Annotated in this window: 18 protein-coding genes; 2 read left to right on the top strand and 16 right to left on the bottom strand. The window is 61.8% G+C overall.

What is annotated here, in order from left to right:
* Positions 1-40: 40 nt before the first annotated feature.
* The 5 genes from ACZZ0Q_RS11170 to ACZZ0Q_RS11150 all read right to left on the bottom strand — a co-directional run bounded on the left by ACZZ0Q_RS11170 (position 41) and on the right by ACZZ0Q_RS11150 (position 8,529).
* Complete coding sequence (locus tag ACZZ0Q_RS11170; protein ID WP_463538945.1) at positions 41-466, bottom strand: type II toxin-antitoxin system YafO family toxin; 426 nt, start codon at positions 464-466, stop codon at positions 41-43.
* Between the two features lie 10 nt (positions 467-476).
* Positions 477-635 (bottom strand): hypothetical protein, encoded by a 159-nt coding sequence (locus ACZZ0Q_RS11165; protein ID WP_463538946.1) that lies wholly within the window; start codon positions 633-635, stop codon positions 477-479.
* A gap of 291 nt (positions 636-926) precedes the next feature.
* Positions 927-3,122 carry a 1,4-alpha-glucan branching protein GlgB gene (gene glgB, locus ACZZ0Q_RS11160; RefSeq protein ID WP_463538947.1) on the bottom strand — a complete coding sequence of 732 codons (2,196 nt, stop codon included), beginning with the start codon at positions 3,120-3,122 and terminating at the stop codon, positions 927-929.
* A complete protein-coding gene (gene treS, locus ACZZ0Q_RS11155) occupies positions 3,119-6,496 on the bottom strand; it encodes a maltose alpha-D-glucosyltransferase (protein ID WP_463538948.1) in 3,378 nt (1,125 codons plus the stop codon). The genes glgB and treS overlap by 4 nt, the downstream gene beginning before the upstream one ends.
* 11 nt (positions 6,497-6,507) lie before the next feature.
* A complete protein-coding gene (locus tag ACZZ0Q_RS11150; RefSeq protein ID WP_463560573.1) occupies positions 6,508-8,529 on the bottom strand; it encodes an alpha-1,4-glucan--maltose-1-phosphate maltosyltransferase in 2,022 nt (673 codons plus the stop codon).
* Positions 8,530-8,827: 298 nt separating this feature from the next.
* On the opposite strand from ACZZ0Q_RS11150, the gene ACZZ0Q_RS11145 reads away from it, so the two are divergent.
* Positions 8,828-8,953, top strand: a complete 126-nt coding sequence (locus ACZZ0Q_RS11145; protein WP_463538950.1) for a hypothetical protein — start codon at positions 8,828-8,830, stop codon at positions 8,951-8,953.
* A 736-nt stretch (positions 8,954-9,689) separates the two neighbouring features.
* Positions 9,690-10,118, top strand: coding sequence for a YqaA family protein (locus ACZZ0Q_RS11140; RefSeq protein WP_463538951.1), 429 nt, complete (start codon positions 9,690-9,692; stop codon positions 10,116-10,118).
* Between the two features lie 2 nt (positions 10,119-10,120).
* Here the strand turns inward: ACZZ0Q_RS11140 and ACZZ0Q_RS11135 are convergent, their stop codons facing one another.
* From ACZZ0Q_RS11135 to ACZZ0Q_RS11085, 11 genes are all read right to left on the bottom strand, one after another.
* On the bottom strand, positions 10,121-10,606 hold the full coding sequence (locus tag ACZZ0Q_RS11135; protein WP_463538952.1) for a DUF4174 domain-containing protein: 486 nt from the start codon (positions 10,604-10,606) through the stop codon (positions 10,121-10,123).
* A gap of 129 nt (positions 10,607-10,735) precedes the next feature.
* Entirely contained in the window at positions 10,736-11,224 is a 489-nt protein-coding gene (locus tag ACZZ0Q_RS11130; RefSeq protein ID WP_463538953.1) for a DUF934 domain-containing protein, read from the bottom strand.
* A complete protein-coding gene (locus ACZZ0Q_RS11125) occupies positions 11,221-12,888 on the bottom strand; it encodes a nitrite/sulfite reductase (protein WP_463538954.1) in 1,668 nt (555 codons plus the stop codon). Before ACZZ0Q_RS11125 ends, ACZZ0Q_RS11130 begins: the two co-directional genes overlap by 4 nt.
* 97 nt (positions 12,889-12,985) lie before the next feature.
* Positions 12,986-14,326, bottom strand: a complete 1,341-nt coding sequence (locus ACZZ0Q_RS11120; protein ID WP_463538955.1) for an LLM class flavin-dependent oxidoreductase — start codon at positions 14,324-14,326, stop codon at positions 12,986-12,988.
* Positions 14,319-15,845: an MFS transporter gene (locus ACZZ0Q_RS11115; RefSeq protein WP_463538956.1), complete on the bottom strand. Its 1,527-nt coding sequence runs from the start codon at positions 15,843-15,845 to the stop codon at positions 14,319-14,321. Before ACZZ0Q_RS11115 ends, ACZZ0Q_RS11120 begins: the two co-directional genes overlap by 8 nt.
* A 64-nt stretch (positions 15,846-15,909) precedes the next feature.
* Positions 15,910-16,662, bottom strand: a complete 753-nt coding sequence (locus tag ACZZ0Q_RS11110) for a tRNA-dependent cyclodipeptide synthase (protein ID WP_463538957.1) — start codon at positions 16,660-16,662, stop codon at positions 15,910-15,912.
* A 5-nt stretch (positions 16,663-16,667) separates the two neighbouring features.
* Positions 16,668-17,444: a 2OG-Fe(II) oxygenase family protein gene (locus ACZZ0Q_RS11105; RefSeq protein WP_463538958.1), complete on the bottom strand. Its 777-nt coding sequence runs from the start codon at positions 17,442-17,444 to the stop codon at positions 16,668-16,670.
* Between the two features lie 196 nt (positions 17,445-17,640).
* On the bottom strand, positions 17,641-18,576 hold the full coding sequence (locus ACZZ0Q_RS11100) for an ABC transporter substrate-binding protein (RefSeq protein ID WP_463538959.1): 936 nt from the start codon (positions 18,574-18,576) through the stop codon (positions 17,641-17,643).
* Positions 18,576-21,038 (bottom strand): TonB-dependent receptor plug domain-containing protein, encoded by a 2,463-nt coding sequence (locus ACZZ0Q_RS11095; protein WP_463538960.1) that lies wholly within the window; start codon positions 21,036-21,038, stop codon positions 18,576-18,578. The genes ACZZ0Q_RS11100 and ACZZ0Q_RS11095 overlap by 1 nt, the downstream gene beginning before the upstream one ends.
* A gap of 33 nt (positions 21,039-21,071) precedes the next feature.
* Positions 21,072-21,614, bottom strand: a complete 543-nt coding sequence (locus ACZZ0Q_RS11090; RefSeq protein ID WP_463538961.1) for a RidA family protein — start codon at positions 21,612-21,614, stop codon at positions 21,072-21,074.
* A gap of 89 nt (positions 21,615-21,703) precedes the next feature.
* Entirely contained in the window at positions 21,704-23,293 is a 1,590-nt protein-coding gene (locus ACZZ0Q_RS11085) for a flavin monoamine oxidase family protein (protein WP_463538962.1), read from the bottom strand.
* Positions 23,294-23,431: the final 138 nt, after the last annotated feature.

The following is a 23,431-nucleotide window of genomic DNA, read 5'->3' as shown; positions in this document are numbered from 1 at the left end:
GGCGACACTCCGCTTTAGCTGTCATCACCGGATTGGCGCGCTACAGCGCCTCATCGTCAGGGTCACTATAAACAACGCGGCCGCTGATCCACGGAGCCACGATCTCGTTTTCCAAGGTGCGCAGATAGGTGCCCCACTTCGCCCGGCTATGTGCGTGAGGTCCCGTGATCGTTAGCAGAAGGTACTCATCGCGAACATCGTCATGAGCGTAAATGAGCCAGTAGTCATGTTCTGGCTCGCTCAACGGAACGGTTCGGTGATACGGATTGGACCGCGCGGCCCACACCGCCTGAATGGCAGACGTGCCAGCAAGATGGATGTGATGCATGTTGTGCAGATCTAGCGGCGCGTCACGGCCGAAAATGGCCGGTTGTTCGCCGCAGAGCTTGTAGTTGTGAAATTCGACGAAGAAGCCGTACCACCCCTTTGACTTCTTGAACAGCTCACAGACTTTTACGGCAGACAATGTGCCTCACTTAGCGAACGGGCAGTTTCCCATTCTCGGCAAAGTATTCAAACACTTCATCCCCGCCTTTCGCAGCCGCTGGTACATCCGCATAAGTCAGCTTGTCCTTGGAGACCTTGCGTTTAACCGGCGCTTTATGAGCGTTGATGGGCTTCGTTTTGGTAGCCATACCGGGCTCCTGCATAGTTCAACCTGTACATAGCATAGGGACGGTCGGCTGCTCATTCAACGTGAGCAGCCATATGGTGATGGCAAAGCGAAGGTTACGGCGCGAATCGGTTCTGCGCTGCCGGAGACGGCGGCGAAAAGGCGGACACCTCTCTGGCGCAGAAGAAGGCAGGACCCTCGAAAAGGGACGTTTTGCATAAAGAGCATCGCGGCTGAAGCCGCTCCCACAGAAAAAGAAGATCCCGTGGGAGCGGCTTTAGCCGCGAGATTTTTATTGGCGCCCAACGCGCGTCTAGAGCTTCAACACCAACGTCCCCAACGGCGGCAAGCTGAGGCTCAGCGATTGCGGCTGACCATGGGCTTGCGCGTCGTCGGTATGCACGCCGCCGCGAGACCCTGCGTTCGAGCCGGCAAACTGCTCGTCGTCGCTGTTAAGCAGCACCTGCCATTCCCCCGCCTGCGGCACGCCGATGCGGTAGTTTTCCCGCGGAACCGGGGTGAAGTTGTGCACCACCAAAAGCGGCGCGCCGTCGTCGCCGTGACGCAGCCAGGCGTACACGCTGTTGGCAGCGTCGTCGCCAATCAGCCATTGGAAGCCTTCAGCGCGGCCGTCGCGTTGGTGCATGGCCGGGTGCTGGCGATACAGCTGGTTAAGGGTTTTCACCAGGTTTTGCGTGCCTTGGTGTTCGCCGTAACGGAGCAAATACCAGTCCAGTTCATGGTCGTGGCTCCACTCGCGCCACTGGCCGAACTCGCAGCCCATAAACAGCAATTTCTTGCCGGGATGGGTCCACATAAAGCTCAGGTACAGGCGCAGGTTGGCAAATTTCTGCCAGCGGTCGCCGGGCATTTTGTCGAGCAACGAGCGCTTGCCGTGGACCACTTCGTCGTGGGAAATCGGCAGGATGAATTGCTCGGTAAACGCGTACAGCAACCCGAACGTCAGCTGGTCGTGGTGGTGCTGACGGTTGATCGGGTCTTCGGCAATGTACTTGAGGCTGTCGTGCATCCAGCCCATGTTCCATTTGTAGGCGAAGCCCAGGCCGCCGCCTTGGGTGTCATGGCTCACGCCTGGCCAGGCGGTGGACTCTTCGGCAATCACCAGCGCGCCGGGCACTTCGGTGTGCACCACGTCGTTGAGATGACGAAGAAAATCGATGGCTTCGAGGTTCTCGCGGCCGCCGTGACGGTTGGGAATCCATTCGCCCTGTTTGCGCGAATAGTCGCGGTACAGCATCGACGCCACGGCATCTACGCGCAGGCCGTCGATGTGGTACAGCCGCAACCAATGCAGCGCCGAGGCGAGCATATAGCCGTGCACTTCATTGCGGCCGAGGTTGTAGATAAAGGTGTCCCAGTCCTGGTGGAAGCCCTCGAACGGGTGCGCATATTCGTACAGCGCGGTGCCGTCGAAGCGTGCCAGACCGTGGCTGTCAGTCGGGAAATGCGCGGGCACCCAGTCGAGAATCACGCCGATGCCTGCGCAATGGCAGGCGTCGACAAACGCGGCAAATTGCGCCGGCGTGCCGTAACGCGCGCTGGGGGCAAATTGCGACAGCAGCTGATAGCCCCACGAGCCGCCAAATGGGTGCTCCATGATTGGCAGCAGCTCGACATGGGTAAAGCCCATTTCATGCATATACGGAATCAGCTGGTCGGCCAATTCAGGCCACTGCAGCACGCGGCCGTCGTCGTGACGCCACGAGCCCACGTGCATCTCGTAGATCGACAGCGGTTGGTTATGCGCCTGGTGCTGCGGGCGGTTTTCAATCCACTGCTGGTCGTTCCAAACAAATTCCAGCGGCTGGGCCACCACCGAACCGGTAGCCGGCGGGTGCTCGGTTGCCAGGGCGATAGGGTCGGCCTTGAGCGGCAGCACGCCGTGGCTGCCGAGAATTTCGTACTTGTACACCTCGCCCGGACCGATACGCGGGATAAAAATTTCCCACACACCAGACGGATGCCGGGCGCGCATCACATGGCGGCGGCCATCCCAGCCGTTAAAGTGCCCCACCACGGATACGCGCCGCGCATTGGGCGCCCACACGGCAAAACGCACGCCGGGAATGCCGTCCACCTCGGCCAATTGCGCGCCAAAGGCTTTGCCCAGATCGCGGTGGTTGCCTTCGTTGAACAGGTAAATGTCCATGTCGCCCAACTGCGGGCCGAACGAATACGGGTCTTCGATTTCCTGCTCGCCCGCACCCCAGCGGATGCGCAAGCGGTAGCGGCACAGCTCGGCCGGGCGAATGGTGAACATGCCGGGCACTTCGCCCAGGGTCATGGCGCCGAGGTTTTCGCCGCTGTTGGCGTCGATTAAATCGACCCCCAAGGCGCCTGGCAGGTAAGCGCGAATAATCGGCCCCTGCTCGTCGCGATGCGGGCCGAGAAACGCAAACGGATCAGCGTGCTCAGCGCGTACCAGCGCCTGCACTTGCTCGTCAGGCAAGCTGCTGCCACGCGGGGCCAGCACATTGGAATCAATCATCGTGCAGCACTCCCCAACAGGTTTTGCCCCAGTTCCACCAAGCCCTGCACCGGCACGTTCAGCCAGTCGGGACGGTAGCGGGCTTCATACAGAATTTCGTAGGCGGCTTTTTCCAGACTGAACAGCGTCATGGCCGCCACTTCGCCGTCGCGCTCATGCCAGGCGTGCGGCAGGTCGGCGGCAGCCAGGCGGTACGCTTCCTGGAACGCCGTGCGCGCTTGGGTGCGATAGTTTTCCGCGACGTTACGGCGCACCTGTTCGGCCTCAGGCGAAGCATCGGTGCTTTGCGTATTGCGGATGGCCATGGCGGCGGCGTAGTCGAACGAGCGGATCATGCCAGCCACGTCTTTCATCGGGCTGTGGCGCATGCGGCGCTCTTCCAGGCTGCGGGTCGGCTCGCCTTCGAAGTCGATCAGGTAAGCGTCGCCCTGCACCACCAACACCTGGCCCAAATGCAAGTCGCCGTGAACGCGAATACGCAAGCCGCCGAGGCATTGCTTGGCCAGTTTGCCGACGGCGGTCAGCAGCGTTTTGCGGTTGGCCGCCAGCCATTTCACCGCGTCAGCGTTGGCGCTACTGCTCGCGGCGACCATATCCAGCGCTTCTTCCAATTGCGCGCCGATGCTGCGCGACCACTCTTTCACGTCGTCCTCGGTGCTGGTCACGCCACCGAAGTCCGGGTTGTCGGAGGGTTGCGCAAGCACGCTGTGCATCTCGCCCAAACGACGGCCGAGCATGCGCGAGAACGCTGCCAATTCGACGCTGGCCGGGGCCACGCCCTCGTCCGCATCGTTGACCGCAGGCGCGGCCAGTTGGTCGCGAATGGCCCGTTCCAAGGTGTTCTGCGTCCACAGCCAGGCATCGCCCTGGTTACTAAGGAATTGCTGCAGCACCATCAAGGTGTGCGGCACGCCTTCGTTATCCACCCGACGCACTTCGCCCAGCAGCTGCGGAATATTGGCGAAGCCCTGGGCGGTGAGGTAGCCACCCATTTCGGTTTCCGGGTGAATGCCCGGCATCACACGGCGCACCAGCTTGAGCACCATGCTTTCGCCGATAAGCGCCGAGCTGTTGGATTGCTCGGCGGATACCAGATTGATCTCTTCATCCGGGTTGTCGGGCAGCGCCAACAGCTGCGGAGTCGGCAGAAATTGCAACTCGCAGCCGCCGGAGGTGAGCGTCTGGCTTTCGCGCAGATAACGCACCACCTGCTGGCTGAATTCGCCGAGGGTAAAGGCGTCGGTCAACAGCCCCACCTCGCGGCCACGGCGCAACCGCGCCAGTGCCAACTGCTGCGGCACGGTGCTGCCGGCGGTGTTTTCCGCCACATAACTGAGCGGCAGTTGGTAGTGCTCAACATGCTCGCCGCTGCGCACTTGCACTTCGCTTAGTACGCTGCACGCGCCAAACGGCACGGCGTACAGCAATTTGTATTCGGCGTTGGCGGCATCATCCAGCGCCGAGAACCAGCGACGTTTGGGCAGGTACGCCGGCAACGATTCGCGGCTCAGGGTCGTGCTGCAGCGCGTCTGCATCAGTTCATTGAGGTCACGTTTGATAACCAGAGTTGGAAGTTCGGGCATACGGTCCACCGGCGGCACGTGCCACGCGGGCATCTGTGCTTCTTCAGCAAGCAAGAACCAATAAAAGCCATAGGGCGGCAGCGTCAGCAGGTAGTTGAGCTGGCCGATTGGTGGGAACGACGTACCGCCGACCATCTCCACCGGCACCATGCCGTTGTAGGCCGACAGCTCCAGCTCGGCAGCCTGCGCAGCGCGCGACACGTTGGCCACGCACAAAATAATTTCGCGCTTGCCGTCGACGCCGGTGTACTCACGCAGGTACGCCAGAATGCGGCGGTTGGCCGGTGCGAGCATTTTCAAGGTGCCGCGCCCGAAGGCTTTCTGTTGTTTACGAATGGCGAGCATGCGCCGCGTCCAGTTCAGCAACGAATGGGTATCGCGCTGCTGGGTTTCGACGTTGATGCTCTGGAACCCGTAAAGCGGGTCCATGATCGGCGGCAACACCAGGCTGGCTGGGTCGGCGCGGGAAAAGCCGCCGTTGCGGTCGATCGACCACTGCATCGGCGTGCGCACGCCGTCGCGGTCGCCGAGGAAAATATTGTCGCCCATGCCAATTTCGTCGCCGTAATACAGCGTCGGCGTGCCCGGCATCGACAGCAGCATGCTGTTGAGCAACTCGATACGCCGACGATCACGCTCAACCAATGGCGCGAGGCGGCGACGAATACCCAAATTGATCCGCGCGCGCCGGTCGGCGGCGTAGTAATTCCACAGGTAATCGCGCTCGTCGTCGGTGACCATCTCCAGCGTCAATTCATCGTGGTTACGCAGGAAAATCGCCCACTGGCAATTGTCCGGAATCTCCGGGGTCTGGCGCAGAATGTCGGTGATCGGAAAGCGGTCTTCCTGGGCGATAGCCATGTACATACGTGGCATCAGCGGGAAGTGGAACGCCATATGGCACTCGTCACCAGGGCCGCCGTTCTCCCCACCGAAATACAGTTGGGTGTCTTCCGGCCACTGATTGGCCTCGGCCAGCAACATGCGATCCGGGTAAGTGGCGTCCAACTCTGCGCGAATCTTCTTCAGCACGTCGTGGGTTTCAGCCAGGTTTTCGTTGTTAGTGCCTTCACGCTCAATCAGGTACGGAATGGCGTCCAGGCGCAAACCATCCACGCCCAAGTCGAGCCAAAAGCGCATCACGCTCAGCACTTCTTTGAGCACCTGCGGATTGTCAAAATTCAGGTCCGGCTGGTGCGAATAAAAGCGGTGCCAGAAGTACTGGCCGGCGACCGGGTCCCAGGTCCAGTTCGACTTCTCGGTGTCGAGAAAGATGATCCGTGTTTCTGGGAATTTCTGGTCGCTGTCCGACCACACGTAAAAATCCCGCGCCTTGGAACCGGGCTTGGCCCGCCGCGCCTTCTGAAACCACGGGTGTTGGTCTGAGGTGTGGTTGATGACCAACTCGGTGATTACCCGAATGCCGCGCCGGTGCGCCTCGGCGATAAAACGCTTGGCGTCGGCCATGGTCCCGTAGTCGGGATGCACGTCGCGGTATTCGGAAATATCGTAACCATCGTCGCGCCGTGGCGAGGGGTAAAACGGCAGCAGCCAGATGGTGTTCACGCCCAGATCGGCAATGTAATCGAGCTTGGCAATCAAGCCTGGGAAGTCGCCGATGCCGTCGTTGTTCGAGTCGAAGTACGACTTCACGTGCACCTGATAAATCACCGCGTCCTTGTACCAGAGCGGGTCATTGATAAAGGCGGCAGGCCGGCGTTTTTTACTGCGTCTGTCGACTGGCGCTTTGCTGCCAGTTGGAGCTTTTTCGTTATTCGCTGCGTCGCTCATTGCGTATTCCCTTAGCCGGTTACGCGCACACGCCAGATACCGAATGGCTGGTGCCACGGCTCAATGCGCATCCATTGGGTTTTGCCATACCAAGTCCAGGTGTGGCCGGTCATCAAATCTTCGCCATGCAAATTGGCGTCGTCGGGCAGCCCGAACTCCCACAGCGGCAGTTCGAAATGGGCTTCCTGAGCGTTGTGCGGGTCGAGGCTGACGGCCACCAGCACGAAATTGCTGAGGTCGGCCGTGCGTTTGCCAAACAACAAAATGTTGTCGTTGTAGCAGGTGTAAATCTGCAGCCCGAGGTGGGTTTGCAGCGCCGGGTTTTGCCGGCGAATGCGATTGAGCTGGGCGATTTCGCTGACAATGTTGCCCGGCTGCTGATAATTGCGCGGACGGATCTGGTACTTCTCCGAATCCAGGTATTCCTCTTTGCCCGGCACCGGCGCCGACTCACAGATCTCAAAGCCCGAGTACATCCCCCAGAGCCCGGAACCCATGGTCGCCAGCGCGGCGCGAATGAGAAAACCGGCGCGGCCATTGTTGTGCAAAAAGGCCGGGTTGATGTCCGGCGTATTCACGAAGAAATTCGGCCGGTAGCAATCGCGCCACGGCGCCTGATTCAGCTGGGTGAAATACTCCGCCAGCTCGGCCTTGGTATTGCGCCAGGTGAAATAGGTGTAGCTCTGGCTAAAGCCCACCTTGCCCAGGCGCGCCATCATCGCCGGCCGGGTAAACGCCTCGGCGAGGAACATCACCTCAGGGTGAGTGGTGCGGATATCGGCGATCAGCCATTCCCAAAACGGCAGCGGTTTGGTGTGCGGGTTGTCCACGCGAAACAGCGTCACGCCCTGCTCCACCCACCCCTTCACCACATCGCGCAGCGCCAACCACAAATCCGGCATCGCGTCTTTGGAATAGAAATCGACGTTAACGATGTCTTCGTATTTCTTTGGCGGGTTTTCGGCGTGACGAATGCTGCCGTCCGGCCGCCAGCTAAACCAACCGGGATGTTCTTGCAGCCACGGGTGATCGGGCGAGCACTGGATCGCGAAATCCAACGCAATCTCCAGCCCGTGTTCTTTGGCGGCCTGCACCAGGGCGCGGAAATCTTCAAAACTGCCGAGCTGCGGGTGAATGGCATCGTGGCCGCCGTCTTTACTGCCGATGGCATAGGGGCTGCCCGGATCATTGGCGCGGGCTTGCAAGGAATTATTGCGGCCCTTGCGGTGCGCCTTGCCGATAGGATGAATCGGCGGGAAATACAGCACATCAAAACCCATATCGCGCACATACGGCAGGCGCTCAATCACATCGCGAAACGTGCCGTGGCGGTCTTCATCATCGGTCACCGAGCGGGGAAACAGCTCATACCAACTGGCGAACTCCGCCAGCTTGCGCTCGACATCCAACGGATACGCCGGGCTGTTCACACGGTGCGGATGGGCCTCGGTATGGCGCATGGCCTCGATGGTTTCGGCGGACAGAAAAAACGTCACGCGCTCATCCACCGACTGGGTGTCTTGCAACGCGCGCAAGCGTTCGGCCATCAGCTCAGCGTGTTCAGGCCCAGCATTTTCGGCCGCGCGGCGCAGCAGTAACTCACCCTCTTGCAACTCCAAGGTGATAGGCACACCCGCGGAAAACTTCTTCAACAATTCATAGGCGAACGTGCCGTACACATCCCACCAAGCCTGCACGGCAAATTGATAGCGGCCGGGCTGGCTGGGGGTGAACTCGCCCTGCCAGAGGTCATTACCTAGAGACTGCAACGGCACGCGGTGCCATTTTTCTTCCAACTCGGCGCGCCAGAGGATCGACGCTTCGAGCTTGTCATGGCCATCGGTGAAGATCACCGCGCTCACCGTCACGGCAGAACCGGCGATGCCCTTGGCGGCAAAGCGGCCGGCCTCGACCACGGGCGTCACTGCCTCAATGGCAATGCGCGGCAGCTGCAAGGCGTCATCCAATTGCAAGGTGGCAGCCTGACGTTCAGCAACCTGATTGAGGGGGGCCAACGGGCTGGCATGCGACATCGAATCGGGCTCCTTCTTTGCAAACAGCCGCCGCCCGGGGTGGAGATGGGGAGGCGGCTGGTTGGGATTCGTCATCCCTGGCGAAACAGGGGGCGTACAGTTCCGAGCGCCGCGTTAGAGCAAAAGTTCAGGGTTTTGATGGATTGATTGGCCGGGCCATGGTGTTTGCGGGGATCGCGGCTAAAGCCGCTCCTACAGAACCCACGAGGCCCGTGGGATGGGCTGGGCGGCGTTGGGTTTTATGCGCGAGATTGAGTAGCGCGAGAGTCGGCTCGTTATCCGGCCAGTGGTCTGGCCAGTGGTCTGGCTCGTGATCCGGCGCGTGATCTGGCTCGTGATCCAGCTCGTGATCTGGCTCGTGATCCAGCTCGTGATCTGGCTCGTGATCTGGCTCGTGATCTGGCTCGTGATCTTCCGCTCTTGATTTTGATCTACCCCGCGAGGTTTATCGCAGGCCGAGTGGAGTCGTTGCGTAGGGGGTTGAGCGGCCGGGAGCCGCGAAAGGCGTGTCGGGCCAAGGATGGCCCGTCTCGCCGTGCCCCCGGAGCGGCGACGGAAGGAGGGAAGTCGGAGCGCAGCGTAGACCCAAGGTAGGAGCTAGACCTTTTGGTTACTTTTAGGGCAATGCTAAAAGTGACTCGCGCGTAAGGCGCGAAACAAAAACGTTCAGCGCACGCGGTGATGAATACCTGCATCCGACTTCAAGATTCGACCTTGCTTTTAAACCAGAAGAATTCTTCGTTACCACGTTTGCGCGGCATTTTATTTCGCGCCTTACGCGCGAGTCACTTTTGGCATTGCCCCAAAAGTAACCAAAAACTCTAGCTCCTACCTTGGCCCTCCGCTGCACTGCGGGTTCCCTCGTTCCGTCGTTACTCCGGGGGCACGGCGAGACGGGCCATCCATGGCCCGACACGCCTTTCGCGGCTCCCGGCCGCTCAACCCCCTACGCAACGACTCCACTCGGCCTGCGATAAACCTCGCGAGGTAGATCACACGCAAGATCAAAAGCGGTGAAGCAAGATCAAAATCTCGCGGCTAAAGCCGCTCCCATAGAATTCACGCAACCCTGTGGGATCGGCCTGGCGGCATTGCGCTTTAGCCGCAATGCGCTTGATTCGCCTAGACCACCACGGACCCAATAGATACAGTCCGCCCCCATGCTTATCCCCTACCTCAGCCTATTCGCCAGCGCCTTCATCGCCGCCACCCTGCTCCCTCTGCAATCGGAAGCCGTGCTAGCCGGCTTGCTCCTCACAGACCGCTACTCAACCGCAGCGCTACTACTCGTAGCCACCCTCGGCAATGTACTGGGCTCGCTGGTGAATTGGGCACTTGGCCGTGGAATCGAACGCTATCGCCAACGACGCTGGTTCCCCGCCAACGAACAGCAGCTGCAACGCGCCCAAGGTTGGTACCAGCGTTACGGCTGCTGGACATTGCTACTCAGTTGGCTGCCCCTGGTGGGCGACCCGCTGACCTTGATCGCCGGCGTAATGCGCGAACCGCTGTGGCGATTCGTGCTGCTGGTCATTATCGCCAAAGCCGGCCGTTACCTCGCCCTGGCGGCCGTGGTGTTGTACGCCTAGCGCTAGTCGTCCAGCGGCGCGGGTGCCGGTTGCGCAGCGTCCGCCGGCTTGCTCGCTTCCCGCTCACGCATCGGCATCTCATCCACCGCGCTGAACAGTTGCTTCGGATCGATGGCACCGGAGTGTTCCAGCTTCTTCTCGCCGTCTTTGCCCACCAAAATGACTTTCGCGTCGGCACTGGCGCCCAGTTTCAGCGCGCGAATCAGGGCCATGGTGCTTTGCGGGTCGAGGTCTTTGCCGTTGCGTTGGCCGATGGTGTTCACCACGGTGTAGAGCACCATGTTGCGCTCTTTGAACGCGGCTTCATTAGCCGGCTCTTTCAGCGCGGCCAGCAGCTTGACCAGTGCCGGATCGGCGCTGCTGTTGGCGATCACGATCAGCGGCCGCGACTGGCCACGGTCGGCCGCGAGCGGGCTGTCGTTATCGTCGGCGAATGCCGGGCCGCTGAGCGCGACCATCAACGCCAGACTGAATGAGCGCAAAAACATACACACCTCCGTTGGAAAAACCGTCCCGTCAAAGATTGCCGTAACGGGGCAAAGGTTCAGTGGAGGGTGGAGATGGGCGGGAATTTTTTCGGTTAATGGATGGGCGATTGTGCGCGCAGCCCCCTCACCCTAACCCTCTCCCCGAGGGGCGAGGGGACTGGAAGCGGACCGCGTTTCGCCTTCCTTACCCACCCGCCGCCGAAACAATGGCCGTGGTTCAATGGCCGAACGCCCATAAACCACGCTCATGCCGGCCAGCCCTTTCAGCGCATCCTCCACGGACTTGTCCGCCCGCACGGCAAAGCTGTCGAAGCCGCACTGGCGCATGTGGCTAAGCTGATCGCGCAGCACATCGCCTACGGCGCGCAATTCGCCTCGCCAGCCCAAGCGCTGGCGCAGCAGATACGCCTGGCTGTAGCCCCGGCCATCGCGAAAGCTGGGAAAGTCGATGGCGATCAAGGCCACGTCGCTAAACGGCAGGTCGAGCTGTTCCACGTCGTCGTCCGGCCCCAGCAGCAAGCCGTCGCCAGGCTGCCAGGCACCCAGCGGCACAATCGGCGTGGCGTCGGCGCGGTCGATCACGGCCTGGCCATTGATCAAGCGAATCAGGGTGCTCATGCCACCACCTCCGCCCGATAGACGCGTTGTTTAAACGGTTCCAGGCCGATGCGCTGCACGGTGTCGACGAAGCGTTCCTGCACTTCCCGGTAGTCGGTGAAGGTGTTGACGATGCGTTCAATCACCTGCGGCACCTGCTCGGCGGCGAACGAGGGGCCGATGACTTTGCCCAGCGCGGCGTGCTGCCCCTGCGCGCCGCCCAGGGTGATCTGGTACCACTCGCTGCCGTTTTTATCGACGCCCAAAATGCCGATGTTGCCGATATGGTGATGGCCGCAGGCGTTCATGCAGCCGGAGATGTTCAGGCTCAGGTCGCCGATGTCGTGTAGGTAGTCGAGGTTGTCGAAGTGCGCCTGAATCGCTTGCGCCACGGGGATGGATTTGGCGTTCGCCAGCGAGCAGTAGTCGCCGCCCGGGCAGGCGATCACGTCGGTGAGCAGGCCGATATTTGCTGTGCCCAGCCCGTGCTCGCACGCGGCTTGCCACAGGGTGTAGAGGTCGCGTTTGCGCACGTCGGGCAGCACGATGTTTTGTTCGTGGGCAATACGAATTTCGCCAAAGCCCAATGCCTCGGCCCAATTCGCCACCGCGTCCATCTGTTCGGCCGTGACGTCTCCTGGTGGCAGCGCGGCGCCAGGTTTGGTCGAGAGCACCACCGAGGCATAACCTGGCACTTTATGGGCGTGCACGTTGCGTTCGGTCCATTGCGCGAAGGCGTTGCTGTTGGCCAGCTGCGTGCCGAAGTCCAGGTCGATGGTTGGCAGCTGCTCATAGGCCGGCGGCACAAACGCGGCGGCTACGCGCTGGTATTCGGCTTCGGTCAGTTCGGCCGGGCCGTCTTTGATGTGCTGCCATTCGCGTTCCACCTCGGCGGCGAACGCCTCGATGCCTAGCGCTTTGACCAGGATTTTTATCCGCGCCTTGTACTTGTTGTCGCGCCGGCCGTGGCGGTTGTACACACGCAAAATCGCTTCCACATACGACAACACGTGCTGCCAGGCCAAGCCGTCGCGAATGGTCTGCGACAAGATCGGCGTGCGGCCCAAACCGCCGCCGACCATTACCCGCAGCCGCAGTTCACCGCCGTCGTCGCGGTATAGATAAAGCCCGATGTCATGCATTTGCACGGCGGCGCGGTCTTCGTGCGCCGCGCACAAGGCGATTTTGAATTTGCGCGGCAGGAACAGGAATTCCGGGTTCACCGTGGACCACTGCCGCAGAATTTCTGCCAGCGGGCGCGGGTCGAGCAATTCGTCTGCCGCTACACCGGCAAACGCCTCGGTGGTGATGTTGCGCACGCAGTTACCGGAGGTCTGAATCGCGTGCATCTGCACCTCAGCCAGGCGCGCCAGAATGTCTGGCACGTGCTCCAGTTCAATCCAGTTGAACTGAATATTCTGCCGGGTGGTGAAGTGGCCGTAACCACGGTCGTACTCGCGGGCGATGGCCGCCAGGCAGCGCAATTGCGTGGCGCTCAGGGTGCCGTAGGGAATGGCCACGCGCAGCATGTAGGCGTGCTTTTGCAGATACAGGCCGTTCTGCAGACGCAGTGGCAGAAACTCTTCTTCGCTCAGTTCACCGCTGAGCCGGCGCTGCACCTGGTCGCGAAACTGCTCGACGCGCTCGAACACCAGCGCCTGGTCGTAATCGTCGTATTGATACATGCATCTGCCCCCGAATAATGCCAGGGACTATGCCGTGCCTGCCGCCTTACAAAACAGCGGCAGATAACGCCATAAAAAGCGGATCAGATGCCGGGCATTATCCGGCAAAGTGCCGATTGGGCACGCGCTGCAAGCCCAGGTTCTCACGCAACGTAGCGCCTTCGTACTGCTCGCGAAACAGCCCTTGGCGCTGCAACCGCGGCACCACCTGATCGACAAAATCATCCACGCCGCCGGGCAAATGGGTGAACAGGATATTGAAGCCATCCGCCGCCCCTTCGTGGTACCAGGCGGCCAGTTCATCGACGATATGCGCCGCTGTGCCGACCACCAGGCGATGGCCGCCCGCCCCTAACGTGCGCAGCAACTGGCCGACCGTGGGCCGTTCGCGGCGGATGAGGTCGAGCACCAATTGCTGACGGCTTTTGTGTCGCTCGGTAATGGGCGGCTGATCCGGTATCGGTACAGGTGCGTCCAGCGGCAACGCGGCCAGATCAATGCCCAGGTCGAGCAGAAAGCTCAGTTGTTTGAGCGCGCTGCGTGGGTCGACCAACTCCAATAACTGCTGATGTTTTTCCTCAGCCTCGCTGGCGGTGCGGCCGACGATGGGCGACACGCCGGGGAAGATTTTCAGCGCATCCGGCGTTCGTCCATAACCGGCGGCGCGCGCGTGCAAGTCCTGATAAAACGCCTGCGCCTCGCCCAAGGTTTGCTGCGCGGTAAACACCAACTCGGCGCTGCGGGCCGCCAGTTCTCGGCCCGCGTCCGACGAGCCAGCCTGGGCAATCACCGGCCAGCCTTGCACCGGGCGCGGCGCGTTCAGCGGGCCTTGCACTTGGAAGTGCCGGCCACGGTGGTTGAGCCTTTGCATTCGCGTCACGTCGAGCCAAGTGCCGCTGGCTTTATCCAGTACAAAGGCATCGTCGGCCCAGCTGTCCCAGAGGCCGGTGACCACGTCGAGAAATTCCTCGGCGCGCTCGTAGCGTTCGGCATGGGCCAGGGGTTGGTCATGGTTGAAATTCTCGGCGCCGACCAGCGCTGTGACCAGGTTCCAGCCGGCGCGGCCGTTGGACAGTTGGTCCAGCGAGGCGAAGCTGCGGGCCAGGTTGTACGGCTGGTTGTAGCTGGTGTTGGCGGTGGCGATCAGGCCGATATGACGGGTCACCATCGCCAGCGCTGGCAGCAGAATCAGCGGGTCCCAGCGCAGGCTATACGGCCCACGCGCCAGCACCTCGGGGGCCAGCTCGCCGACGCTGACGTTGTCGTTGAGAAACAGCGCGTCGAAGCGCCCGCGCTCCAGGGTTTGCGCGTAGTGCTGGTAGCGCTGAATGTTCAGCGAGGCATCGGCGTCGGCCTGCGGGTGGCGCCAGGCGCCGGTATGGGCGCCGCTGCCAGACAAGAACGCGCCCAGGCGCAAGCGTCCGTCCGCATTAGCCATGGGCGTGCTCCGGCGTCTCCACGGCCTGCGGTTGGCGACGCAGCAACAGCAACACGCCGGTCAGCGCCACCGCCAGCACCACGGCAAGAAACACCATCACCGCGTGGTAACCATGCAGAAACGCCTGCTGCACCCAACCATTGAGCACCTCGGGCGCCTGGCTCAGGTGCTCCGTCAGCAAGGCCAAGCCCTGCTCCGGCTGGGCCACGGCGGCGTTTACCCAGCCCGCCTGACTGCCGCTGACCACGCCCAATTCGCGGGCCGCGAAGTAGCGGTACACGCCCACGCCAATCGCCAGACCCAGCCCGCCGCCAATGTTGTGCAAGGTCATCAGCGAGCCCATGGCTACCGAGCTGATATTCGCCGGCACCGAGGTCATGCCCAGCACCGTCGAGGGTCCCAATACGCAGGCCCAGCCCACGCCCATCAGCGCAAAGGCGCCGAGCAGGTAAACCAGCGAGGTGTGGGTGTTGAAGCCCGCTTGCAGCAAGGCGGATACGACAAACAGCGCCAGCCCCGCCTGGATGAGTAACGCCGGCCCTTTACGGTCGACCAAACGCCCCACCACCGGCGACAGCACCGCCACGCCCAGCGTCGTCGGCAGCAATAAAAGCCCACTGTTTTGCACGCTGTCGCCCCGGATCAGCGCCAGATACAACGGCATCACAAAGAACGCCAAGCAATAGAAAACCGCGAGGGCAAAGCTGGCCACCACGGCCGCGACAAAACGGCGATTGGCGAACAGTGTCAGGTCGACAATGGGCGCTCTCACCCGCCGCTCCACTTGAATAAACGCCACCAGTGCCAGCACCGCCACGGCCAGCAAGGCAAGGCTCACTGGTGACGTCCAACCCCAGGCGCCGCCTTGCACAATCAGCAGCACCAGGCTGGGCAGGCCGATCAACAGCAACAGCGCGCCCCAGCCGTCCAGCCCTTGGCCCTCGCCGCGCGACTCGTCCACCGCCCATGCGCAAATCGCCAGGCTGAGCAGCACAAACGGCACGTTAAGCAAAAATATCCATTGCCAGCCCAACGCACTGGCAATCACCCCGCCCAGCACCGGGCCGCTGGCCAAGCCCACGCCGTTAACGCTGAACAGCACGCCAAAGGCGCGGCCCTGTTCACTGGCCGGGAAGGCATTCGCCACAATCGCGCCAGAGGCCGTGTACAGCACTGCGCACGCCAAACCTTGGGCGACGCGGGCGGCGATCAGCAGGTCGATGCCCGTGGCGACGCCGGCCGCCAACGACGCCACGCCGAACACGGTCAGGCCGATAAATAGCACGCGCTTGCGCCCGTACAAATCGGCCAGCCGACCGACCAGCACCATAAAACTCGACAACGCCAGAATGAAGCCGTTGACCACCCACTGCAGCGCCTCGAACGAGGTGCCGAGGTCGGCCTGCAACGCCGGCAAGGCGGTGTTGACGATGGTGAAATCAACGCAGCCCAGAAAGCTGGCAATGCTCACGCCAAACAAGGCCCACCATTTGCGTTGCGGTTGCGCAAAAACGCCCATGGATTACTCCTCAAAAAGTCAATAACGCGGGCGGCACGGCCACCCGCCTGAAAACGCTCCGTGCTTAAACCGCAATGGCGGTGTGCGACCACGCCGGATGCACCACGCCGGGCAGGGTGAACGGAATGGGAATGCCGCGCTTTTTGAACTTCAGCGGCAGCCAATGCACGCGCTCCGGGTGCACCGGCTCGATCAACAGCTCGCGGGCCGTGGCCATGGCGTGGGTCATCTGCTGCGGGTAAATGATGAAGTCGTAACCCTGCTCGGCCCACAGCGGCAAAATGATCGGAATTTCTTCCAGAATGTATTCGCGGCACTGCGCGGCGGCCTGGTGGGTATCCGCCGCCGGATCACGCAACAACAAGCGCTCGATAAACACGCCAATGGTGGTGTCGATGGCCGCGCGCAAGCGGCTGTCGGGCTGGGCGTATACCTCGTTCACCTGCAAGCGCAGGTCGGCGTAGCGGTCTGAGGCCAACTCTTCGTTCCAGCGGCTGATGGTCACTTTCGCCTCCAGGCCGTCGAGGTATTTGCGATTGCGCTTAAGCCACGCCTCGCCATCCCGAATCGACGCCGACAGCGCCAGGCCCGGCGATTTGCCGTGTTTGTTATGGCGCTGCAAGGTGTCGGCCACCACCACTTTCACTTCGCTGAAACCGGACTTGTTAATCAGGTGCACGGTGGAGCTGAGCTTTTGCTCCTCGTGGTATTCCTGCCCCACGCTCACCGCCAGCACGCAGCGTTTGCCGGTGAAATCCAGTTCTTCACCGCCTTTGTTGAAATAGGCTTTGAGATTGATCGCTTCCACATCACTCATGGTCGTTAGCTCCAGTAGGCCAAAGGTTGGTCGTCGCCGAAATAGCCGATAAACACGCCGAGGGTGACGCGCGTGCTGGTGGCCGAGGGGCGCACCGCATGAATCAGGCGCGGGTTAAGCAGAATCAGGTCGCCGGGTTCTGGCTTGATCACAAAATCCGGCGGCGGCAGCAAATCGCGCTCGATGCCATAGGCGCGGGTGCCGCGCAGGCGCTCGTATTGTTCCTCGTCGGGCTCGATGCCCCAGATCTCCAACTCGCCGCCGTCCTCCGGAATTTCCAGGTAGATGTTGGTCGACAGCTGAGTGAGCAAACGCGGCTCGTGATCGCTGGGCGCATTGCGTTCGAGGTTGTCGGTGTGCGGCGTAAGGTCGACCCCGCTGCCCTGAAACCGGGCGATGCCGACAAAGCATTTTTCGCCGTTCACATCCAGCAGCCGCGCGCCCTTGGGCCACACCTCATCGAGCAGCAAACGCAGCTCATCAATGGGCGAAGCCAGCGGGCGAAAGGTGTCGCGAATCTTGCGGATATTGGTCAGCGCCTGGGCGTGATACTCCTGGCGGCTGTGCTCATCGCCAATTTCGATATAAGCCTTGCCCAGGCGATTGAACTCTTTCTGCTCCGTGAAGGTGCCGCGCAGCTCATGACGAGCCAGGCGCTCGCGGGCCAATTGCACGGTGTCCGCCGGGCAGAAACCCTTGAGGCGCACACCGTAAGAACGCTTGTGCAGCACGTCAGCGATATGCGACGGCTGTAGTTGATCGGCAGTAAGGGTGGTGAACATACAAACTCCTGAACGTCCCTGAGTGGAATGGATGGTCGACCAACAGCGGGTTGCGTCACGGGCAACTCAGGTCTTGCAGATAACTCGGCTCGGCTTCCTGTAGGAGCGGCTTTAGCCGCGATTGGCCGGGCCTGGAAACGGTGTGCTTAGCCAAGAGCATCGCGGCTGAAGCCGCTCCTACAGGTTTGCGTTTGGGTCATGGGGGCGGCTCCTGGTTGAATTGGGGGGCGAAAAAGCCGCTGGCGTCGAACGGCTGGCTGATGATTCCTTCGGCCTGGTACAGGTCGGCGGTGCGTTGCACGTCGGCGATGACTTCGGCGTCGATGGGCACGCGGTGCGGTTGCGAGTACCGGTTGGAGCGGCTGTGAATCTCGACCGGCAAGCCGCTGTGGCGCGCCTGAATGGCGGAGAATTCCGCCTCGTTGGCGTTGGCCCACACGTACGCCCGGGCCAGGCGCTGGAGGAAATCGGCCAACAGCGCCGGCTTGTCGCGAATCGCCGTGTCGTTGGCCACCAGCAACATGTTGCCGGCAAACAAGCCTTCGCCACTGACCAGCACCCGCGTGCCGCCCTCGATCTGGCTCATGCTGGTGTAGGGGTCCCACGTGGCCCAGGCGTCTGCCTCGCCGTTGGCCAGCAGGCCTCGGGATTCGGCCGGTTGCAGGAAAATGAACTGGGCATCCTTGCCCGTCAGCCCTGCCCCACGCAGCGCCGCCAGCGCCAGGTAATGGCCGATGGAGCCGCGTGTGGTGGTGATTTTCTTGCCCTTCAAACTCGCCGCATCACGCAGCGGCGAGTCCTGATTCACCACAATGGCCACCGCCGTTTGCGTGACCTGCACGCGCACCACGCCCACGGTTTTCAGCGGGGCGCCGGCGCCGGCGGCAAACACAAACGGCGCATCGCCCAGCGTGCCGATATCCACCGCGCCAGCGGCCAGCGCTTCGGCAGTAGGCGCCGCCGCACCGAACGAGGCGAACTCGATGCGGTACGGCAGGTTGTTCAGCTCGCCGGCCGCTTCCAGCAGAATTTTCAGCGAGGCTTTCTGGCTTGAAACCCGCAGCAGCTCCTCACCCTGAACAGCCGGGGCCAGGGTCAGCAACGCGGCCAATAGCACGGTCAAGGTTTTCATCAGAACGCCAGGCTCAAGCGGCCGTAGTAGTAACCGCCGCCCAGGCCATAAGGCGAGAACATGCCGTACTCATAGGTGCCAGCCCAGGGCACGATGCCGATGCTGTCCGGGTATTCGTCGAACAGGTTGTTGGCCCCGACGGCGACGGTCACGTTCTGCGTGAGGTCGTACGCCACGTCGATGTCGGTGATCCATTTCGGGCTGTAGGTGCGGTCGTTGGCCGGGTTGTTATTGCCCTCGGTGTATTCGCCGTAGCGGCTCACGGCCAGGTTCACGTTCCAGTCATCGAGCCGGTAGTTGGTCGAGAAAATCCACTTGTCCTTGGGCGTGGCCTTGGTCAGGTCGGTTTGCTGCTGACGGTCGAACAACACGTAGCCGCTGCCCAGGCTGGACAGCTCGCCCGGCGTTTCGGCCAGGTCACGAATAGTGGTTTTGTTGTGGTTGTACGCCACGCTCCACTTCGCCTGGCCGTACTCCTCGAAGTTCTGGCTGTAGTCGAGCACCAGGTCGATGCCCTTGGTGCGCGTGTCGGCGGCGTTGGCGAAATACTGCCCCGCCAGGTTTGGCGCCAGACCGGCGTTGACCAGAATCTGCGACACCGCAGGGCCCGACAAAATGCCGGTTTGCAAAATGCGATCGTCGATGTCGATCAGGTAGAAGTCGGCCGTAAAACGCAGGCGCTCGATGGGCTCCGCGGTGAACCCGAGGCTGTAATTGCGCGACTTCTCCGGCTTGAGGGTTTCGGCGCCCAAGGCGATGGCTTCCGGCGAACCGGGCCGCATCTGTTTGGTCCGCGCTGTGGTGGTGGCGCCACCGCCGAGGAACTGGGTCACCGAGCTGGTGGACGAGAACACGTTCTGCGCCAACGACGGCGCACGGAAGCCATTGCTCACCGCTGCCCGCACGGCGTAACCCGGCAGAAATTCATAACGCGTGGTGAATTTGCCGCTGGTGGTTTCGCCGATGTCCTGGTTGTACTGCTCCTGGCGTAAAGCGAAGGCGGCGTACCAGTTGGACGTCACGTTCAAACCAAAATCGACGTACGCCGCGCCGCTGTGGCGAATCTGGTCGCCGGCATCTTCCGGGTTGGTACCGTTCACTGAGAACAAGCCTGGGTCTGGACGTCGGCCCGCGTACTGCCCGGTCGGAATCACGTAGTTGCCGTAGTTATACGAATTCGCTTCGCCCTCCCCCAGCTCGTATTTTTCCCAGCGGTACTCAATGCCGAACGAGGTTTCCAGCGGGCTGCTCCAGCCGATATCCAGCGCGCGGGTGAAGTCGAGGTTGTTGGTCCATTGATCAAAAATTTCGTCGGCCAGGTGAAAGCGCTGCTGACTGAAATCCGGGCCGTTGGAAATGTTCAGGTTGTTGTCGGTGTAGAGCTTGGCTTTGTCGCGGCCATAGGTGGTCGACAGGTCCCAATCCCAGTCGGCCAACAGGCCTTTGGCGCCCACGGCGAATTGGTAGTCGGTTTCCTTTACCTCGCGAGTAGCCTGGCCGCCTTTCGGATAAGGCGCGCCGGCCACGCCGTTGAGCGCGGTGATGTCGGTTGGCGCGCGGTGGCCGAGCACTTTCTTGCCGTCGCGGTAGCTGAAGGTCGAGAACGAATACAGCGTCACGTCGTTTTGCAACGGCAACTCAAGGTTGTAAGCCGTGCTGGCCGTGCGGTCGCGGCCCAGTCCGTACTCCTCGCCCCAGCCGTGGGTCTGGCTGGTGCGCGGGTCTGGTTGGCCATTGGCGAGCGTGCCGTAGTTGCCGACCACAGAGCCTGAGCGGTCGTAGGGTTCTTGCGACTTGGCGTCAAACGACAGGTTGAAAAAGCCGCCATCGCCCAGGGGCAAACCAAGGTTGGCCGCTTCGTGCCCGGTGGTGCCGTCGCCGCTGTAGTACTGGCCCAACGAGCTGTCGGAGGTGACGCCCGAGTTGTCTTTCTTGAGGATGATATTGATCACCCCAGCGATGGCATCCGACCCATACTGCGCCGCCGCGCCGTCACGCAATACCTCGATGCGCTCGATGGCTGCGGTCGGAATCAGGTCCAGATCCACCGGCACCGCCGCCGTGCCCACCCGCGCATTGTTGTTAATCATTGCCGTGTTATGCCGGCGCTTGCCGTTCACCAGAATCAGCACCTGATCGCCACCCAGCCCGCGCATGCTGATGCCACGCACCAGAAACGCCGTGCCGCCGCCGTTAATGGTTGGCGCGTTGAACGAAGGCAGCAGCCGCGTGAGGATGTCCTTGAGGCCGTTCTGGCCGGTTTTTTCCAACTGCTCCGCCGTGATCACATCAATCGGCGCCGGGCTGTCGGTGACGGTGCGCGGCTGGCTGCCACGAACGCCGGTGACCAGCACGGTATCGAGCGTCGGGTCATCGGCCAGGGCGGTAATCGGCACGCCCGCCGCCAGCAAGGCAGCACTGATAGACGACAAAGCAAAGGTTTTACTGAACGCACTACGCATTGAAAAACTTCCTGTTTAAAGCGCCTGGGGCATTTAGTGTTTGGGGGCAGCTGTTGGAGTGGTGTCTGGCGCGGTGGCGGCGATGGCTTCGACCTCGATCAACGCACCGGGCAGCACCAAGCCTGCGACTTGCACCGTGGTGCGCGCGGGTTTGAGCGGTTGTTTGTCGGTGCCGAAGAACTGCCGGAAGCCGGCCTGCAAGCCGTCGAAATCCAGGCGTCCGCCCTTGGCCGGGTCGGCAACCAGGTACACGTTCAGCTTCACCACATCGCCAAGCGTCAGGCCGCGTTGCGCGAGCACCGCTTCGATTTTGCGAAACACCGCCACGGTCTGTTGCTCGGTGCTGCCTGCGGCGTGCAGGTCGTCTTTGCCGGCCTTGGGGTCAACCGGATCCGGCAGAATTCCGGACACGTACGTGAGCTGGCTGCTCGGCGGCAGCGTGACCGCTTGCAGAATCGGCGAGTTCGGATAAGTAGAAGGCACCCGCTCGATACCGACGGCCTGAGCGCCGCCGGAAACGGCACCGGCCGCGCATAGAATCCCCAACCCCAGCAGGGCTTTTGGTGTGAAAGGCATGGCAGTACTCCAAGGTTTTTATCGCCAGCCTCGGAGGTCCGCTACCTGGCACATCATGGTTATCGGTCGGTAAAAAAGGCGCGGCGGGTTCAGGCCGTTTGCCGGTAAGGCGTGTGTTGCACACGCTCGAAAAGGTTGCGCACCACCCGGCGTGCGGCGCCGGCAGCGGCTTCCTGCCAAATGCCCACGCCACTGTGGGCCAGGCCATCGCTGGTCAGGTGAATGCGGCCCTGGGCCTGGTTCAGCAGGCTGTACGCCGGCTCGGCCACCTCATGGTTAATCCACGGCCCCAGGTTGTACGGAATGCGGCTCCAGGCCACGGCCAGTGGATTGCGCAACTCGGCCGAATGGCCCGGATGCAGCAACTCCACCGCCTGTTTTGACGCGGCGATTTGCTCGGCGATGGTCTTCTCTCCAAACACCCGCGCGGTTTCGCCGTTGTTGTACGCGGCGATCAGAATGCCCTGTTCCTGATTGAACCCACCGCTTGGATACCAGAGGCCCGACGCCTCCTGATTCACAAACGAGAGGCCGCCGTAAATCTGGTAATCACGCTCCCAAAACCGCCGCGACTGCCACGCCACCTTGTTGGCATAGCCAAACTGCACCGCGCCAATCGCCTGCTGCACCGGCGCGGTGAAATTGGTGTCCAGCTTGGCCAGCAACGGCAGCGGCAAGGCCACCACGGCGTAGTCCGCCGTCAGCGTGTGCTCGCGCCCGGTTTTGCGCTCCACGTAAGCGACCTGCACGCCGTTGTCCTGGTTATGAATCGCGCGCACTTCACTGCCCAGGCGCAAGGCACCGCCCAGGTGTTTTTCGAAGGCTTTGGGAATGCGGTCCATGCCGCCGACCGGCTGAAACATCGTCGGCGAGAATTCCGGGTACTCATCGATCATCAACGCATTGGCCAGCGCCGGATTGAGCAGCGTGCGCAGCGGCAACGGCTCATTCTTCTGCGCCACCTGCTCGCCGGCACCGGGCCAGACTTTGTAACCCGAACGGGCAGAACCGATGTACTCAAGCTTCTCCGACAAATCGCCAAACGTGCGCAAAAACTGCAACAGCGCGCGTTGGTCCTCGGCATTCAGCTCATCATTTAGCGCCTGACGATTGACCGCCTTGGCCAGCAGCTCCGCCACATGGCCACGGCTGTCATTCACCGCCTGACGAATCTGCATCGGCGGCTCGGCGAGATTCGGCCGCACCAAGGCATTGCGGCTGGTATTGACCAGCACCTCCAACTCCACCCCCAGCTCGCGGCAATAACCGAGCATCAACTGATGGTGGCTGGGCAAACGGGCCGGGCCGGCATTGAAATAAAAGCCATCGGCGAAATTGGCCACCTGCACCGTGCCGTCGGTGTATTCGACGCGGTCGCCCTTGCGCAGCGTCCAATTGCGCCCGCCAACGCGGTCCCGCGCCTCGAGCACCGTGACGTTAAAGCCGGCCTTGCGCAGCTCAAACGCACTGACCAAACCGCCGATGCCGGCGCCGATCACCACCACGCTGGCGCCCTTGCCAACCTGGGCCGAGGGCAAGCTCGCATAATTTTCCGGGCCGCTGGTTGGCTGAGCGAATGCCGGGCTCAACAACCCCAGCGCCCCCATCGCGCCATACGCCGCCCGGTACCCGCCGATGGCGGCAACCCGTGCAATTAGCGCTCGTCTGGTCAGTGGCATCCCTGTTTCCCCATCGTCTTGACAGGCCGATCCGGCCTGGCAACCTATATCGCGCATGGTTATAGACCGATGCGCCTAGGCTGCTAAATTCGTCTATGGGGGCCATGCTACTGACGGTTACAAAATGTGAGAAATACA

It is taken from the genome of Pseudomonas sp. AC070 (assembly GCF_979258635.1).
Note: the sequence above shows the minus strand (reverse complement) of the source record. Positions and strands in the feature narration are given on the sequence as shown.

Excerpts from the sequence above, each read along its gene's own strand:
- ACZZ0Q_RS11165 (WP_463538946.1), bottom strand. The coding sequence starts at position 635 with ATGGCTACCAAAACGAAGCCCATCAACGCTCATAAAGCGCCGGTTAAA.
- ACZZ0Q_RS11105 (WP_463538958.1), bottom strand. The coding sequence starts at position 17,444 with ATGTTCACCACCCTTACTGCCGATCAACTACAGCCGTCGCATATCGCT.
- ACZZ0Q_RS11130 (WP_463538953.1), bottom strand. The coding sequence starts at position 11,224 with ATGAGCACCCTGATTCGCTTGATCAATGGCCAGGCCGTGATCGACCGC.
- glgB (WP_463538947.1), bottom strand. The coding sequence starts at position 3,122 with ATGATTGATTCCAATGTGCTGGCCCCGCGTGGCAGCAGCTTGCCTGAC.
- ACZZ0Q_RS11090 (WP_463538961.1), bottom strand. The coding sequence starts at position 21,614 with ATGCCTTTCACACCAAAAGCCCTGCTGGGGTTGGGGATTCTATGCGCG.
- ACZZ0Q_RS11085 (WP_463538962.1), bottom strand. The coding sequence starts at position 23,293 with ATGCCACTGACCAGACGAGCGCTAATTGCACGGGTTGCCGCCATCGGC.
- ACZZ0Q_RS11095 (WP_463538960.1), bottom strand. The coding sequence starts at position 21,038 with ATGCGTAGTGCGTTCAGTAAAACCTTTGCTTTGTCGTCTATCAGTGCT.
- ACZZ0Q_RS11150 (WP_463560573.1), bottom strand. The coding sequence starts at position 8,529 with ATGTCGCATGCCAGCCCGTTGGCCCCCCTCAATCAGGTTGCTGAACGT.
- ACZZ0Q_RS11120 (WP_463538955.1), bottom strand. The coding sequence starts at position 14,326 with ATGGCTAATGCGGACGGACGCTTGCGCCTGGGCGCGTTCTTGTCTGGC.
- ACZZ0Q_RS11110 (WP_463538957.1), bottom strand. The coding sequence starts at position 16,662 with ATGAGTGATGTGGAAGCGATCAATCTCAAAGCCTATTTCAACAAAGGC.
- ACZZ0Q_RS11100 (WP_463538959.1), bottom strand. The coding sequence starts at position 18,576 with ATGAAAACCTTGACCGTGCTATTGGCCGCGTTGCTGACCCTGGCCCCG.
- ACZZ0Q_RS11125 (WP_463538954.1), bottom strand. The coding sequence starts at position 12,888 with ATGTATCAATACGACGATTACGACCAGGCGCTGGTGTTCGAGCGCGTC.
- treS (WP_463538948.1), bottom strand. The coding sequence starts at position 6,496 with ATGAGCGACGCAGCGAATAACGAAAAAGCTCCAACTGGCAGCAAAGCG.
- ACZZ0Q_RS11140 (WP_463538951.1), top strand. The coding sequence starts at position 9,690 with ATGCTTATCCCCTACCTCAGCCTATTCGCCAGCGCCTTCATCGCCGCC.
- ACZZ0Q_RS11135 (WP_463538952.1), bottom strand. The coding sequence starts at position 10,606 with ATGTTTTTGCGCTCATTCAGTCTGGCGTTGATGGTCGCGCTCAGCGGC.
- ACZZ0Q_RS11115 (WP_463538956.1), bottom strand. The coding sequence starts at position 15,845 with ATGGGCGTTTTTGCGCAACCGCAACGCAAATGGTGGGCCTTGTTTGGC.